This window comes from Luteibacter anthropi, assembly GCF_011759365.1.
GTDB lineage: Bacteria > Pseudomonadota > Gammaproteobacteria > Xanthomonadales > Rhodanobacteraceae > Luteibacter > Luteibacter anthropi.
Genome location: NZ_JAARLZ010000008.1, coordinates 206,443 through 221,653 on the forward strand (window position 1 = coordinate 206,443; position 15,211 = coordinate 221,653).

At 64.8% G+C, this 15,211-nt stretch carries 16 protein-coding genes; 4 read left to right on the plus strand and 12 right to left on the minus strand.

Annotation, left to right across the window (positions count from 1 at the left end):
- Positions 1-16: 16 nt before the first annotated feature.
- The 4 genes from HBF25_RS15570 to phoR form a co-directional block, all read right to left on the minus strand.
- Positions 17-517, minus strand: coding sequence for a hypothetical protein (locus HBF25_RS15570; protein ID WP_166949976.1), 501 nt, complete (start codon positions 515-517; stop codon positions 17-19).
- Positions 514-1,659: an MGDG synthase family glycosyltransferase gene (locus HBF25_RS15575; protein WP_341778091.1), complete on the minus strand. Its 1,146-nt coding sequence runs from the start codon at positions 1,657-1,659 to the stop codon at positions 514-516. The genes HBF25_RS15570 and HBF25_RS15575 overlap by 4 nt, the downstream gene beginning before the upstream one ends.
- Complete coding sequence (gene ppk1 / locus HBF25_RS15580; RefSeq protein WP_243853259.1) at positions 1,656-3,731, minus strand: polyphosphate kinase 1; 2,076 nt, start codon at positions 3,729-3,731, stop codon at positions 1,656-1,658. Before ppk1 ends, HBF25_RS15575 begins: the two co-directional genes overlap by 4 nt.
- 105 nt (positions 3,732-3,836) lie before the next feature.
- Complete coding sequence (gene phoR, locus HBF25_RS15585; protein WP_425483499.1) at positions 3,837-4,901, minus strand: phosphate regulon sensor histidine kinase PhoR; 1,065 nt, start codon at positions 4,899-4,901, stop codon at positions 3,837-3,839.
- A gap of 57 nt (positions 4,902-4,958) precedes the next feature.
- Between phoR and HBF25_RS22460 the strand changes: the two genes are divergently transcribed.
- On the plus strand, positions 4,959-5,087 hold the full coding sequence (locus HBF25_RS22460) for a hypothetical protein (protein ID WP_279588216.1): 129 nt from the start codon (positions 4,959-4,961) through the stop codon (positions 5,085-5,087).
- An 89-nt stretch (positions 5,088-5,176) separates the two neighbouring features.
- Here HBF25_RS22460 and phoB read toward each other — a convergent pair whose 3' ends face one another.
- Together phoB and HBF25_RS15595 are read right to left on the minus strand one after the other, a co-directional pair.
- Positions 5,177-5,866 (minus strand): phosphate regulon transcriptional regulator PhoB, encoded by a 690-nt coding sequence (phoB, locus tag HBF25_RS15590; RefSeq protein WP_166949978.1) that lies wholly within the window; start codon positions 5,864-5,866, stop codon positions 5,177-5,179.
- Positions 5,867-6,062: 196 nt separating this feature from the next.
- Positions 6,063-7,691: a M48 family metalloprotease gene (locus HBF25_RS15595; RefSeq protein WP_166949979.1), complete on the minus strand. Its 1,629-nt coding sequence runs from the start codon at positions 7,689-7,691 to the stop codon at positions 6,063-6,065.
- A 155-nt stretch (positions 7,692-7,846) separates the two neighbouring features.
- Between HBF25_RS15595 and grxC the strand changes: the two genes are divergently transcribed.
- From grxC to HBF25_RS15610, 3 genes are all read left to right on the plus strand, one after another.
- Complete coding sequence (gene grxC / locus HBF25_RS15600) at positions 7,847-8,116, plus strand: glutaredoxin 3 (protein WP_166949981.1); 270 nt, start codon at positions 7,847-7,849, stop codon at positions 8,114-8,116.
- On the plus strand, positions 8,116-8,505 hold the full coding sequence (locus HBF25_RS15605) for a carboxymuconolactone decarboxylase family protein (RefSeq protein WP_166949982.1): 390 nt from the start codon (positions 8,116-8,118) through the stop codon (positions 8,503-8,505). The genes grxC and HBF25_RS15605 overlap by 1 nt, the downstream gene beginning before the upstream one ends.
- A 126-nt stretch (positions 8,506-8,631) precedes the next feature.
- On the plus strand, positions 8,632-9,654 hold the full coding sequence (locus HBF25_RS15610; RefSeq protein ID WP_166949983.1) for an isocitrate dehydrogenase: 1,023 nt from the start codon (positions 8,632-8,634) through the stop codon (positions 9,652-9,654).
- Between the two features lie 247 nt (positions 9,655-9,901).
- Here the strand turns inward: HBF25_RS15610 and HBF25_RS15615 are convergent, their stop codons facing one another.
- The 6 genes from HBF25_RS15615 to HBF25_RS15640 form a co-directional block, all read right to left on the minus strand.
- A complete protein-coding gene (locus tag HBF25_RS15615; protein WP_284732884.1) occupies positions 9,902-10,828 on the minus strand; it encodes an aspartyl/asparaginyl beta-hydroxylase domain-containing protein in 927 nt (308 codons plus the stop codon).
- A gap of 101 nt (positions 10,829-10,929) precedes the next feature.
- A complete protein-coding gene (gene thiD, locus HBF25_RS15620) occupies positions 10,930-11,697 on the minus strand; it encodes a bifunctional hydroxymethylpyrimidine kinase/phosphomethylpyrimidine kinase (protein WP_166949986.1) in 768 nt (255 codons plus the stop codon).
- A 601-nt stretch (positions 11,698-12,298) separates the two neighbouring features.
- Positions 12,299-12,589 (minus strand): GIY-YIG nuclease family protein, encoded by a 291-nt coding sequence (locus HBF25_RS15625; protein ID WP_166949988.1) that lies wholly within the window; start codon positions 12,587-12,589, stop codon positions 12,299-12,301.
- Positions 12,590-12,649: 60 nt separating this feature from the next.
- Positions 12,650-14,032 (minus strand): PhoH family protein, encoded by a 1,383-nt coding sequence (locus HBF25_RS15630; RefSeq protein ID WP_166949989.1) that lies wholly within the window; start codon positions 14,030-14,032, stop codon positions 12,650-12,652.
- An 82-nt stretch (positions 14,033-14,114) separates the two neighbouring features.
- Positions 14,115-14,576 (minus strand): peroxiredoxin, encoded by a 462-nt coding sequence (locus HBF25_RS15635; protein WP_166949990.1) that lies wholly within the window; start codon positions 14,574-14,576, stop codon positions 14,115-14,117.
- Between the two features lie 21 nt (positions 14,577-14,597).
- On the minus strand, positions 14,598-15,173 hold the full coding sequence (locus HBF25_RS15640; protein ID WP_166949992.1) for a glycine cleavage system transcriptional repressor: 576 nt from the start codon (positions 15,171-15,173) through the stop codon (positions 14,598-14,600).
- Positions 15,174-15,211: the final 38 nt, after the last annotated feature.

Here is a 15,211-nt window from a genome sequence, read left to right on the forward strand (position 1 = left end):
CGCGCGAGGCGCGCTCCTACAGGGAGCGTTTTCGGCTTTTGGGCATCGCAGACAGGGCGAACAGCAGGATGCACAGGAAGCCGAACACCCAGTAATCCGTGGGCGCGGGGCCCCACCAGTGGCGGTGCCAGGGCACGTTCTCCGGGTTGAATCGTGCAAGCCCGAAGGCCGGGTTGAGGATGAACCACAGGCCGTCTTCGGCCACCCAGAACAACATGACGCAGGCCAGGATGCGCACCTGGGCGCGCCAGCTCCAGAAACCGCGAAATATCATCGGAAAGTGAAAGAACAACGCGATGAAGGGAAACACCCACGCGTGATAGCCGGTCATGGGCCGGCCACCCCAGAACAGGTCGAGCATCCAGTTGTTCTCGACCCGCCAGGTGGGCAGGCTGGTGGCCCAGCCGTGCGGGCCCTCGATCTCGACCTCGACGTGGGCAAACATGAAGGCGAGCAGGAAAGTGAACGCCGCCGTCGCCAGGACCGAGACGATGCGACGACGGGGCGAATGACTCATGAAGCATCCAGCCGGGCAAGCACCGTGTCGATGACGGCACGTGCTGCGTGGGGCCGGCCGATGGCGCGTGCGCGTGCTGCCATCTCGGTCCGTCGTGCGGGATCCTGCTGCAAGGCGCGCAGGCGCCACGCCAGCGCTACATGGTCGATGGCCTTCCACGCCGCGCCTTGTTCCAGCAGGTAGTCGGCGTTGCGTTCTTCCTGCCCGGGGATCGGTGCATTGACGATCATCGGCAGGCCCATCGACAGGCATTCCGAGGTGGTCAGGCCACCCGGCTTGGTGATGGCCAGGTCGCTGCACGCCATCAGGCGTTCCACATGGCGGGTGAAGCCCTGCGGAAACAGCCTGCCTGCATGCCGGCCTGCGGCCAGGGCACGCAAGCGTTCCAGTAGTTCGGCATTGCGGCCCGCCAGCACGATCAGCTGGAAGCCCTCGGTTTCCTTGAGCAGCGAATCCGCCAGTTCGTCGAGCGCGCCCACGCCGGCGCCGCCACCCATGATGAGATAGGTGGGCATCTCCGGATCGAGGCCGAAGGACACCGCCAGCTCGCGGCGATCATGGGTTTCGGCGAAGGCCGGCATCACGGGGATGCCGCTGTCGTGCACGCGATCGGCCGGCAATCCCACGGCACGCATGCGGTGGGCGATCTCGGCACTGGCGGCGAAATAGCCGGTCATTTCCGGTACCACCCACATGCGGTGCAGGTCGAAGTCGGTGACCTGCAGATACACCGGGGCGGTGACGCGCCCCTTGCGGATCTGCCGCATCAGCATCTCGGCCGGCAGGAAGTGCGTGCACACGATGGCGTCGGGCGCGAACTCCGCGATGGCCGTGCGCAGGCGCCGCGTGTTCAGGCGTTCGATCGTGCGCCGCATACGCTGGGTGACGGCATCGGGGCGCGTGTCGCCCGTGATGCGATAGAGCATGCCCCACAGTCGCGGATAGCGCGTGATGAGGCTCAGGTAGAAGTCGGCATAGATGCGGCGGAAGCTCGATGGCACATAGTCCATCACGTCGAGGTGCTTTGCCTCGACGTTGCGTCCTTCGCCGGCCAGTGCCTGCACCGTGGCTTCCAGCGCTTCGGCGGCACGTACGTGGCCGGCACCGGCAGAAACCGACAGCAGCAGGATACGCCGGTTCACCCGCAGTACCGTGTCAGCAGGGCTTGCTGGGCGCTGTGTGGAAGCTCACCGGTAGCGGGTTCGCAGCGTGTATACCGCCCATCCGCGTCCAGGGACCAGGCCTGCGTATTGTCGCGCAGGTAGTTGTCGAGGGTTTCGTCGTACACGCGTCTGGCCAGGTCCGGTTCGAGGATGGGCACGCCGATTTCGATGCGGCGCATGAGGTTGCGTTCCATCCAGTCGGCACTGGCGCAATACAGCTCGGGTTCGCCGTCGTTGCCGAACCAGTACACGCGACTGTGCTCCAGGAAGCGACCGATGATCGAGCGCACGCGGATGTTTTCCGATACGCCCTTGATGCCCGGCCGCAGCGTGCACGCGCCACGGATAATGAGGTCGATGCTCACGCCGGCGATGGAGGCGCGGTAAAGGGCCTCGACCACATGAGCTTCGTTGAGCGCATTGAGCTTGGCGACGATGCGGGCGGAGCGGCCGTTCTTCGCATGGTCGATCTCGCGCTCGATCTTTGCCATCACGCCGCTGTAAAGCGTGAAGGGCGAATGCAGCAGGCGCTTCAGCTGGATCATCGGACCCAGCCCCGAAAGCTGCTGGAACACCTTGTGGATGTCCTCGCCGATTTCCGGGTTCGAGGTCATCAGGCCGATGTCGGTGTAACCGCGGCTGTTGCCCTGGTGGTAGTTGCCCGTGGACAGGTGCACGTAGCGGCGCAGGCCGGTGCCCTCGCGGCGCACGATGAGCAGCATCTTTGCGTGGGTCTTGTAGCCCACCACGCCATATACCACCTGCACGCCGGCTTCCTGAAGGCGATTGGCGAGGCCGATGTTGGCTTCTTCGTCGAAGCGCGCACGAAGCTCGATCACCACGGTGACGTCCTTGCCGTTGCGCGCGGCTTCCACCAGCAGGTCGACCAGCGGGGAGTCCTTGCCCGCACGGTACAGGGTCTGCTTGATGGCCAGCACGCCCGGGTCCTGCGAGGCGCGTTTCAGCAGCTCCACCACGGTGGCGAACGATTCGTAAGGATGGTGCAGCAGGATGTCCCGCGCACCGAGCACGTCGAATTCGTTCACGCCCTTGCCGAAGTCGGGGCACAGGCGCGGGGTGAAGCGGGGGAACTTGAGTTCCGGCCGGTCGATCTGGTCGTAGATGACACCGGCGCGGATGATGTTGACCGGTCCGTCGCAGCGATAGACGTCGTGTTCTTCCAGCTGGAAGTTGTCGATCAGCATCTCGGTGATCGCGCGCGGGCAATCGGCGCCCACTTCCAGGCGCACCGGCCGTGCGTAACCGCGTCCGGCCAGTTCCTCGCTGAGCGCACGGGCAAGGTTCTCGACCTCGGTTTCTTCCACCACCAGCTCGCTGTTGCGGGTAACGCGGAACTGGTAGGTGGCGCAGACCTCGAAGCCGGGGAAGATTTCATCGGCGAACGCCTGGAGCACCTCGGCAAGGAAGACGAAATCGCCTTCCGCCCCGGCCACCTCGGCAGGCAGGTGGATGATGCGCGGCAGCGAGCGCGGCGCACGAACCAGTGCCATATGGCCTTCGCGCCCGAAAGCATCGCGGCCCTTCAGCACCACGGCGAGGTTCAGTGTCTTGTTGAGGATGCGCGGGAACGGATGCGCCGGATCGAGACCCAGCGGCGAGAGCACCGGCATGATCTCGTTCTGGAAATAGCCCAGCAGCCAGCGGCGCTGCTTGTCGGTCCAGCGGTCACGGGTGAGGAAGCGGATGCCCTCGTCTTCCAGTGCTGGCCCCAGTTCCTCGTGCCAGATCGTGTAGACCTCGGCCACCAGCTCCAGCGTGCGCTCGCGGATGCGGGCCAGGATATCCCCCGAGGACAGTCCGTCGGCACCCGGCGTGGCGGCACCCAGCGCATGCTTGTGCTTGAGCACGGCCACGCGCACCTCGAAGAATTCGTCGAGGTTGTTGCTGACGATGGTGAGGTAACGCAGCCGTTCCAGGACGGGCACATCCGGGTCGCGCGCCTGCGCGAGCACGCGGAAATTGAATTCCAGCGCCGACAGCTCCCGGTTGATGTACAGCCCGGGCGCCCCGAGGTCGACAGACTCGCTCATTCTCTTTGCTTTTCCTCTCACGACAGCCGATGGTGACGCAGCGGCCATCATGCCGGAAAGCGGCGACGCAGCAAGACGGAGCCGGGCATCCGCCATGGGATTCGTTTAGATTGCGCCACCACCGGCCAGCTCCTGCGGCCGGCTGCCGTCAACCAGGCGGTCGCTGCCGAATACGCAGGCGAAGGTGGAACCCTTGCCCGGTTCGCTCTCGATGGAAAGCCTTGCCTGATGCAGGTTCAGCACGTGCTTGACGATGGACAGGCCCAGGCCGGTACCGCCGGAGTCGCGCGAGCGGCTGGAAGAAACCCGGTAGAAGCGTTCGGTGAGGCGGGCGATATGGGCGGCCGGAATACCGAAGCCGGAATCCTGCACCGCGAAGGTGGCGCCGTCGTCGGTCTGGCTCCAGCGGATGGCGATGCGCCCGCCCGTGGGGGTATAGCGCACGGCATTGCTCACCAGGTTGGAGAATGCGCTGTGCAGGTCCTTCGGCGAGCCCATCAGGTCGAACGGCGTGGAAATGTCCAGGGACACGGTGTGGCGGCCCTGGCTGAGCGCCTCGGCCTCCTTGCGCAGGCTGGCGAGCAGCGGCGCCATCTGTACGTGCTCTTCGGCCACGTGGTCCTGGGTTTCCAGGCGCGACAGGGTGAGCAGGTCTTCCACGATCTGGCCCATGCGCTTGGACTGGGCGCGCATCTCGTCGAGCACGGGGGCCAGTTCCGGCACATCTTCGGGATCGAGCAGTTCGAGGTAGCCGTGGATCACCGTCAGCGGGGTGCGCAGCTCGTGCGACACGTTGGCGACGAAGTCGCGGCGGATCTGTTCGAGCCGGGTGAGGTGACTGGTGTCCCGCGCCAGCAGCAGGCGCTGGCGGCTGCCGAAAGGCAGCAGCGTGGCCGTGACATGGCGATTCGGATGGCCCGGTGCGGTGACGTCGTTCAGCGGCTCGCGCGCGCCTTCCGTCCACCAGTCGGCCATATCGGTATTGCGGAGCAGGTCGGTCATGACGCGGCCGCGATCACGCGTGCGCTTCAGGCCAAGCAGTTCCTCCGCCGCATGGTTGAACCAGCGGACGTGCAGCGAATGGTCCAGCAGGACCACCGCGTCCGGGAGTGTCCCGGCCGCGCTGCGCAGGTCGCGCAAGCGGGATGCGATACGGCGGGTGCGAGTCATCAGACGGTCATGCTCAGGGTGGGGCGTCGTAGGTGTTTGCAACATTGGCCCGGACTTATGACGGAACAGCGACAGCAGAGCGACGATTTCCACGACAGCGGCGCAGGTCACGCCGGCCAGGGTCGCTTCCACCAGCGCACCCGCGATGCCGCCCAGCAGAAGCAGGGCGGCACACGCGACGGGTAGTCGCCAGGAAGTCAGGAAACTAGGGGGCATATCGGAGCGGCCGTTGACGGTCTGGTGTTGCCACCATAACGCGGCGACCCCGCACTAGCCTAGGTATTGGCAGAGAACCGGTAGCCAGCGCCACGGACGGTCTGCACCATCTCGTCGAGCTTCCACGGTTCCAGCGTCTTGCGCAGGCGGCGGATATGCACATCGACCGTTCGTTCTTCGACATAGACGCTTCCGCCCCACACGTGGTCGAGCAGCTGGGCCCGCGAATACACGCGTTCCGGATGGGTCATGAAGAAGAACAGCAGGCGGTATTCGGTAGGGCCGATGGGCACGGCTTCCTCGCCGGCGAACACGCGGTGCGCGGGTCCGTCGATGCGCAGGCCGCCCAGCTCCACCACGCCCGAACCGTCGTCGCCCTGGCTGCGCCGGAGCACGGCCTTGATGCGGGCGATGAGTTCGCGGGTGGAGAAGGGCTTGATGACGTAATCATCGACCCCGGCCTCCAGCCCGTTCACCCGGTCCATCTCCTCGCCGCGGGCGGTGAGCATGATGATGGGGATTTCCCGGGACAGTTCCTCGCGACGCAGGCGTCGGGCCAGTTCGAGACCGCTGGTGCCTGGGAGCATCCAGTCGAGCAGGATCAGGTCTGGCACCCGCTCGGAAATGGCCATCTGGGCGGCGCGGGCGTCGGCGGCGTGAGCCGCGTCCATACCCGCCTTGCGAAGCGCGAAAGCGACCATGTCGCGAATCGAAGCTTCGTCTTCCACGATAAGAATGCGTTTGTGCACGCTTTGGACCGCTCGTTGGCTGTGACGGTCATATTGCAGCCATGCTGTGTTACACCGCAATGACAATGGTCACAATCAGGGTCTCAATTATGACTGCGACGGTGGGGGCGAGCCCCCCGTAGGAGCGCGCCTCGCGCGCGACCGCCCTGGCGATCACACCGCCGCTGCCGCAGCCTGTCGCGCGCAAGGCGCGCTCCTACAGGGGTTGGTGCAGCTGGCTGCGGCCGTCGGGGTTGTCATCCGTGGCCACGCGTTTCTTGCGCAGCTCAAGCAACAGCGGCGTGAGGTCGCTGATGCGCGACTGGATGCGCGAGCGCTGGTAATAATCGAGATCGTCGCGCTTCAGCAGCCGCTTCAGCTGCTCCATGGCATCGAAGGGGCGCCCGGCCAGATACGCACTATCGGCATAAGCCTCGGCAGCGCGCACGCTATCGCCCGAGCGCTCGCTGGCAAGGCCATAGGTGCGGAAAAACTCCGGGTCGTCGCTGTCGTCGAGCAGCGGACGCATCATGGCCGCGGCCGTGCGTGCGTCATCGCTACGGCCCGTACCGGCCAGTGCCTTTGCATAGCCGAGGATCACCGCCTTGTTGCGCGGCGAATTCGCATGCAGGGACTTGTAGATCGCCATGGCGTCGCCGTTGCGGCCGGCATCGACATAGGCATCGGCCATGGTCAGGCGAAGGGCCAGGCTGTTCGGCTGGCTGTTCAGCAGCGGCTGCAACTGCTCCACCGCCTGATTGCCGTGATTCGTGCGGATCAGCGCCAGCGCATAGCCATAGCGGTTGGCGGCCGTGTCGAAATCCTTGCGCTTGAGGTTGGTGGCGTAATACGTCGCCAGTTGCTGTGCATCGCCCGAGAGCACGCGCACGCGTTCCCGCATGAGGGAATAGGTGTCGGCGGCGCTGCCCGGCACGACCTTGCCGCCCGCCGTGACCAGGGTGGTAGGGTCTTTCACATACAGCACTGGCGCCGTGCTTTTCTCCCAGTTGGCCTTGTCGATGGTCGGCTGGGCCGGACGATTGGCGAGCTTTTCTTCCAGCGTGCGGGCGCGTGCCTTGGCTTCGCTGATACGGGTCAGCGTCACCGGGTGGGTCTGCAACAGGGCGGGCAGGGATTCCTCGCCCTGGCCCACGCGCAGGGTGTCCTGCATGCGGCCGAAGAAATCCGCCATGGCATCCGGGTTGAAACCGGCATTGCCGAGGGTCTGGATGCCCACGCGGTCGGCCTCGGCTTCGTCCTTGCGGGTGAAGTTGATCTGGCGCTGCATGAGCAGGCCTTGTCCACCCATGAGCACGGCGGGCGCTGCGTCGCCACCACCGCCCGCACCGGCGGCGATGGCGCCCAGCAGCACCAGGGCCATGAGCGGCGCATTTTTCTTCGAATCCTCGAAGGCGCGGTACAGGTGGTTCTGGTTGATATGGCCGATTTCGTGAGCCATGACGCCGGCCAGCTCGCTTTCGGTCTGGGTGATGTTGATGAGGCCGGCATTGACCCCGACGTAGCCGCCGGGCGCCGCGAAGGCGTTGATCTGGGTGTCCTTCACGATGAAGAAGGTGAAGTGGTCCTTCGGTCGCTCGCTGGCGGCCACGAGGCGAAAGCCCAGGTCGTTGATGTACTGGTCGAGCAGCGCATCGTCGAGGGTCATGTCCAGCGCATGCATCTGGCGCAGCATCATCGCGCCGTATTGCTCGGCCTCGCGCGGGCTGATCAGCGCGTTGGCGGAGCTGCCCAGGTCGGGCAGGCGCACGTTGTCCTGGGCGCCCGCCACGAAGGTGGCGGCGGCCGTGACGGCGAGGATGGCGAGACGGGGCAGGAGCGTACGCATAGGTCCGACGACGATACCATTCCTGGCGACGGGTTGACCGCCCCCGGCGGGGGCTGGAGGGCTTGGACAACGGTGCTGCGCCGAGGTTCGCCGCCTTGTAAAATGCCCCGTCCGGGGCCACTTTGGACCCTATCGAGCTACAGAGAAACGGCATCATGTCCACACCCGATATCACCATCTATTCGACGGCGGTCTGCCCGTACTGCGTGGCCGCCAAGAACCTGCTCAAGGCCAAGGGCCTGGGCTGGAACGAGGTCCGCATCGACACCGATCCCGTCCAGCGTGACGCCATGCTGGAAAAGAGCGGCGGCCGCCGGACGGTGCCGCAGATCTTCATCAACGGCACGCACGTGGGTGGTTTCGACGACCTCGCCGCCGCCGATCGCAGCGGCCGCCTGGCCGAGATCCTCGGGGCTACGCACTGATGGCCGGTGATCGCATCGAGGAGTTCACCGCGTTCCGCAAGCGGATGAACGAACGCATCCTGTCCGAAGACAACCAGGTGGTGCGCCGCTTCTTCGCCCTGGATACGCAGACCTACCGCGAAGGCGCGCTCGACGTAAAAACCAAGGAAATGCTTGGCCTCGTGGCCTCCATGGTGCTGCGTTGCGACGACTGCATCAGCTACCACGTGGCGCAGTGCAAGGAAGCCGGCGTCAATCGCGATGAATTCTTCGAGGTGTTCAGCGTGGGCCTCGTGGTGGGCGGTTCCATCGTGATCCCGCACTTGCGCCGTGCCGTGGATTTCCTCGATTCGCTCGAAGGCGGCGAAGCCGCCGACGCAGGCTCCTGCGCCGACCATCCGGGCACCTGAGCCACCGCCCTCCGGGGCGGCATCCTTGAAGGAAGTGGGTCGGATCGCCGATAATCAGGCGATTTTTCTCCCCGCGCAGGCCTTTGCATGCGCTCCCGCGATCCGCTTCCCTTCAGGAGTATCCCCATGAGCAAGACCATTGCCGTTATCCCCGGCGACGGTATCGGTCCCGAGATCATGGACGCGACCATCCGCGTCCTCGATGCGCTCGACTGCGGCCTTACCTACGACTTCGTGGAAGCCGGCGTGATTGCCCTCGAAAAGCATGGCGACCTGCTGCCGCAGGGCACCATCGATGCCATCGAGAAGCACAAGGTCGCCCTCAAGGGCCCCCTGACGACCCCGATCGGCGGCGGTTTCACCTCGATCAACGTCACCCTGCGCCGCAAGTTCGACCTCTACGCGAATGTGCGTCCGGCAATCAGCTTCCCGGGCACCAAGGCGCGCTACGACAACATCGACATCATCACGGTGCGCGAGAACACCATGGGCGCGTACATGGCCGAAGGCCAGACGCGCGAAGGCACCGGCGAGAACGAAGTGGCCGTGTCGGTGATCCGCAACACCCGCCCGGGCATGGAGCGCATCTGCCGCTACGGCTTCGAAATGGCCAAGCAGAAGGGTCGCAAGAAGGTCACGGCCGTGCACAAGGCCAACATCATGAAGACCTCGTCGGGCCTGTTCCTCGACGTGGCGCGTGAAGTGGCGAAGGACTTCCCGGAGCTCGAGTTCCAGGAAATGATCGTCGACAACGCCTGCATGCAGCTGGTGATGAACCCGTACCAGTTCGATGTCATCGTCACCACGAACCTGTTCGGCGACATCCTCTCCGACCTGTGCGCCGGTCTCGTCGGCGGCCTGGGCCTCGCCCCGGGCGCCAACATCGGCAAGGACGCGGCCATCTTCGAAGCCGTGCACGGTTCGGCTCCGGACATCGCGGGCCAGAAGAAGGCCAACCCCTGCGCGCTGCTGCTCGCCGCGGCCGACATGCTCGACCACCTCGACATGGTCGCCAAGGCCACCCGCCTGCGCAACGCGATCAGCGACGTGATGAACGCCCGCGACCGCACCACGCCGGACGTCGGCGGCACCGGCACCACCGACACCTTCGGTGACGCCATCGTCGAGCGCATTCGCGCTACGGCCTGATGTAACGAAAAGCCCCGCGAAAGCGGGGCTTTTTTCATGCAAGAGCGGTCGCGCGCAAGGCGCGCTCCTACAAGGTCATCGCGGTACTGTAGGAGCGCGCCTGCGCGCGACCGTCCCACGAAGTACCACCCAGTCAATCCGTGACCCTGTAGGAGCGCGCCTCGCGCGCGACCATCCCACGAAGTACCACCCAGTCAATCCGCGCCTCTGTAGGAGCGCGCCTCGCGCGCGACCCCCTCAGAAAACCTCACCCCCGCACAAACGGATACGGCGCGAGAAAAATCACCCAGATCGCCAGCACGATCCCGATGTACTTCACCACGCGGAACAGCTTCGGATTCGCCTTCTTGAATCGCCGCGAACGCTCGCGGCTACGCTGGTTCAAGGCAAACATGCGATTGACGAAGCCCACCTGCTCCTTGCCGTCGTCACTGTTCGGCGAAGCGGTGATAGACCCCATGAACGCACCCACACGCTTGTTCACCGCCGTCATCAGGCGGCTCTTCAGCGGCCGCTCGACGTCGGCGAACAGGATCACGCGGGTCTGGTCGGTACGATTCTCTGCCCAGTGCACATAGGTTTCGTCGAACACCACATCCTTGCCATCACGCCAGGCGTGCATCTCACCATCGACGAAGATGCGGCAGTCATCCGAATTCGGCGTGATAAGACCCAGGTGATAACGCAGCGAACCGGCAAACGGATCGCGATGCGGATTGAGCTTGCTCCCCGGCGGAAGCAGGGCAAACATCGCTGCCTTCACGCTGGGGATGGAGTTGAGCAGCTTCACCGTTTCAGGGCACAGCGTTTCCGCCGAGGCGAGCGGCTCGCCGTACCACTTCAGGTAGAAGCGCTTCCAGCCCTGCTTGAAGAACGAATTGAACGAGGCGTCGTTGTGCTTCTCGGCGGAGCGGATATAGCCCTCGTCGAACAGATGCATGGCCTCTTCGCGGATCTTCTGCCAGTTGTTTTGCAGAAGATCGAGCTGCGGAAAGCCGCGACGATCCAGGATCGGTCGTGCAGGCACGGCGGAGAACGCGTACATCAGCAGGTTGTACGGCGCGAACACCGCCGAATGATCCACGAGCTGGCGATCGAAGCGCAGACGCGAGCGGCCACGCAGGTGCACCAGCAGCACGCATAGCGCGAACAGGATCAGCACATAGAGGACGATGAAGCGGGGTCCCAGGAAATTCATGGAATAGGGCTCGGCATGGACAGGCGATACGTGCGGCCGCAGGCGGCCTGTATCAACGCCGATAGGATACTCCGCCCTCAGTGGTCCAGCACGCGCGCCGGGCCGCTACCGGCCTGCCAGGCACCCCGGAAGGCCTTGTTGACCCATGCGATGGCGGCGCGGACAGCGGCGTGCGGCGATTTGCCCCTGGCCAGCCCGGCGGCTACTGCCGAGGCCAGGGTGCAGCCGGTGCCGCGGGCTTCGTAGGGCAGGCGGTCGTGACGGAACTCGATGACGCCGCTTGCGTCGTAGTAGCGGTCCACGAGCTGGCGGCCCCGGCCGTGGCCGCCCTTTAGCAGTACTCCGCGAGGGCCCAGGGCGAGGAGGTCGGCTCCGGCTTCGTCCACAGCCTTGCCGATCGCGCGGCCCAGCAGGGCTTCGGCTTCAGGCAGGTTGGGGGTGAATACGTCGGCAAGCGGGATCAGTTGGTTCACGAGTGCATCCAGGGCGTTCTCGTCGAGCAAGCGGGTGCCGCTGGTCGAGATCATCACGGGATCGATAACCAGCCACGCGGGTTGTCGCCTTGCTATTTCCGACGCCACCAGGCGGGTGGTTGCCGCAGTTCCCAGCATGCCAGTCTTGACCGCGGCGATAGGGAAATCGGCGAACACGGCATCCATCTGGCTGCGAACATGACGGGCCGGGAGGCGATGTACAGCAGTTACGCCAAGGGTGTTCTGCGACGTGACGGCGGTGATGGCTGTCAAGCCATGGACGCCCAAGGAGTGGAAGGTTTTCAGATCTGCCTGCAGGCCCGCGCCGCCACCGGAATCGGAGCCTGCGATGGTTAGGATGTTGGGTTTCATCGGTGTGCGCGGGATTCGTAGGTGGCGCCTGGCAACTATGGAGACCGAGGCGCTGGGTTCCAGCGTTCGCTGGAACGACGGGTGATGTGATTGTAGTCACATAACCAACCCTCGCGTCGTCCCTGCGAACGCTTCGGACCCAGTGCGGTGCGGTGGGTTTTCGCGAGAGGGCCACCTACACACAAGCCGATGCAGCGTGGCGGTGCCTGCTGGTGAACCGGGGCGCTGGGTTCCTGCGTTCGCAGGAACGACGGGCTACAAGCTTGCGATTCCTTACCCGCCCCCTCACGTCGTCCCTGCGAACGCAGGGACCCAGTGCGGTGCGGTGGGTTTTCGCGAGAGGGCCACCTACACACAAGCCGATGCAGCGTGGCGGTGTTTGCTGGAGAGCCGGGGCGCTGGGTTCCTGCCTGCGCAGGAACGACGGGCTACAGGCTTGCGATTCCTCACCCGCCCCCTCACGTCGTCCCTGCGACGCAGGGACCCAGTGCGGTGCAGTGGGTTCTCGCGAGTGAGTCACCTACACACAAGCCGATGAGGCGTAGCGGTGTTTGCTGGAGAACCGGGGCGCTGGGTTCCAGCGTTCGCAGGAACGACGGTGTCAGAAAAGGTCGGGGTAGAGGTCTCGCCAGGACGGGTTCTCCCCCTCGATTAGTTCCAGTTTCCAGGCACGTTTCCACGCCTTGAGTTGCTTCTCCCGCAGGATGGCGGCCTCCATGGTCGGGTGCGTTTCGAACCACACCAGCCGGCTCGCCCCGTACCGTGCCGAAAAGCCATCCACGAACTTGCCGCGATGCTGCCACACCCGTTTGACGAGATCGCTCGTAACGCCGAGGTAAAGGGTGCCGTTCCGGCCGCTGGCCAGCAGATAGACGCACGGAATCCGTTCCACGAAAAACTCTCCCTGTCAGTAAGGGCCGCGGGCTTCATGCCCGCGGCCATATGGTTTGATTTACAGCGCTTCGGATGCGAAATCCGCCAGTCTCGACCGCTCGCCGCGACGTAGCGTGATGTGCCCGGAATGCGACCACATCTTGAACCGGTCCACTGCATAGGTGAGGCCCGACGTCGTCTCGGTAAGGTAGGGCGTATCGATCTGCTCCACGTTACCGAGGCACACGATTTTCGTACCCGGACCTGCGCGCGTGATCAGCGTCTTCATCTGCTTCGGCGTGAGGTTCTGCGCCTCGTCGATGATGAGATAGCGGCTGAGGAAGGTGCGCCCGCGCATGAAGTTGAGCGAACGGATCTTCACCCGTGAGGCCAGCAGGTCGTTGGTGGCCTGGCGACCCCACGAGCCGCCTTCTTCCGGGTTGGCGAGTACTTCGAGGTTGTCGGTCAGTGCGCCCATCCAGGGCGTCATTTTTTCCTCTTCCGTGCCGGGCAGGAAGCCGATGTCCTCGCCCACGGACACCGTGGCGCGGGTCATGATGATCTCTCGGTAGCGCTGCTGGTCCATGACCTGGGCAAGGCCTGCGGCCAGCGCCAGAAGGGTCTTGCCCGTGCCTGCCGTACCCAGCAGGGTGACGAAGTCCACGTCCGGGTCCATCAGCAGGTTCAATGCGAAGTTCTGCTCGCGGTTGCGCGCGGCGATGCCCCAGACGCCATGTGCGGCGTGGCTATGATCATCGAGCAACACCAGCTTGGCACGGCGCGCGTCCTCGTCGCCGGTGATTTCCAGCACGCGCAGTTCGACATCATTTTCGCCGGGCATGTAGAGGCACTGGTGTGGATACCAGGGCTCGTCCTCATGCACGTCCATTTCATAGTACGTACGGCCGCGCTCGTTCCACGAGCGCAGTTCCGGGTGCCTGCTCCAGAAATCTTCCGGAAGCGCATCCGCGCCCGTGAACAGCAGGGCGAAGTCGTCGAGCGCGCGATCGTTCTCGTAATCCGCGGCATCGATGCCGAAAATCGACGCCTTGATGCGCAGGTTGATGTCTTTCGTAACCAGGGTGACCGGGCGATCCGGAAACTGGTCGCGCAGGTCGATGACGGAGGCGAGGATCTGGTTGTCCGCCTTGCCGTTGCCATGGCTGGCACGCTGCTGGAAGAACAGCCGGCCCACCGCGCCGCGCTTGAGCTTGATGCCCTGCGGGTTGGCCAGTTCGAGTCCGTCCTTAAGGTTGCCGCCACGCTCGATCAGCTCGTTGATGAAACGACTGACCTGGCGGCCGTTGCGCGAAACCTCGGAGCCGCCTTTCTTCTTCTCGTCGAGTTCCTCCAGCACCGTCATCGGGATGAACACGTCGTGCTCCTCGAAGCGGAACAGCGACGTCGGATCGTGCAGAAGCACGTTGGTGTCGAGGGCGTAGATGCGCTTGCTTCCGTTCATGCGGAAGTGACCTCATGCGGAGGTTGCAATACCCGGCCGCGCGGCGACGGCCGGGGGAGGGAGCCGCGTGACGCGTTGTCCGTCACGCGGTGGGAACACTCTCGAGCACGGCCTGCGCGTGGCCGGGGATCTTCACGCCCCGCCACTCGGCGGCAAGCTTGCCGTCGGGGCCGATGAGGAAGGTGCTGCGGACCACGCCCATGTAGCGCTTGCCATAGAGCACCTTTTCGTGGATGACGTCGAAGGCCTGGCACCAGGCTTCGTCGGCGTCGGAAACCAGGGGGTAGGGCAGTTCCTGCTTCGCTGCGAAGTTCGCGTGCGAGCGCACCGAATCGCGGGAGACGCCGATCACTTCGGCACCGCGCGCCTGGAACTGCGCATAGAGATCGCGGAAGTCCTTCGCCTCGTTGGTGCAGCCCGGGGTGCTGTCCTTGGGGTAGAAGAACACCACGACCCATTGGCCGGAGAGGGAGGAAAGCGACAGGCTGCTGCCGTCGCCGAGCGTGCCCTGGAGTTTCGGTACCTTCTTGCCCTTGCCGATCATGCGTAGGTTCTTTTTATCCGTTCAGAATTTCACCGGGTCCATGATGGCGTCGAGATTGAGGCCATCGCAAAGCTCGAGGAAGTCGTCGCGCAGCGCGGCGATGTGGGTCTCCGACGGGATACCGATGGTGATCTGCGCCTGGAACATCTCGGCGCCGGTCTGCATGGCCTGGTAGCGCATCGACGACAGCTGCTCCACGCTGATGTCCCGGCGCGAGAAAAACTCGATGATCTTGACCAGGATGCCCGGCCGGTCGGCGGCGATCACCTCGACCAGGTAGGGCAGCAGGTGGGTCGTAGGCTCGCGCGGCGCCGTGCGGTAATGGACGATCTGCAGGTCTTCGTCGCGGGCGAGCTTGCCCAGCGCCGTTTCCAGCTTGGCCACGGCATCCCAGGCGCCGGAGGCGAGCAGCATCACGGAGGTATCGTTGCCGATGGTGGAGACCCTGGCATCGGCCAGGTTGCAGCCGGAGTCGGCGATGCGCTTGGCCAGCGCCAGGATGGGCGCGCGGTGTGCCGGCGACAGCGTCGAGATGAGGAGCTGGTTATCGGTGGCGGCGCTGCGTGCTGCGGAACGATTCAAGGCTTTACTACCCATGGCGCGACCTGCGGGGCGCAGGGCGTCGCTACGGGCCC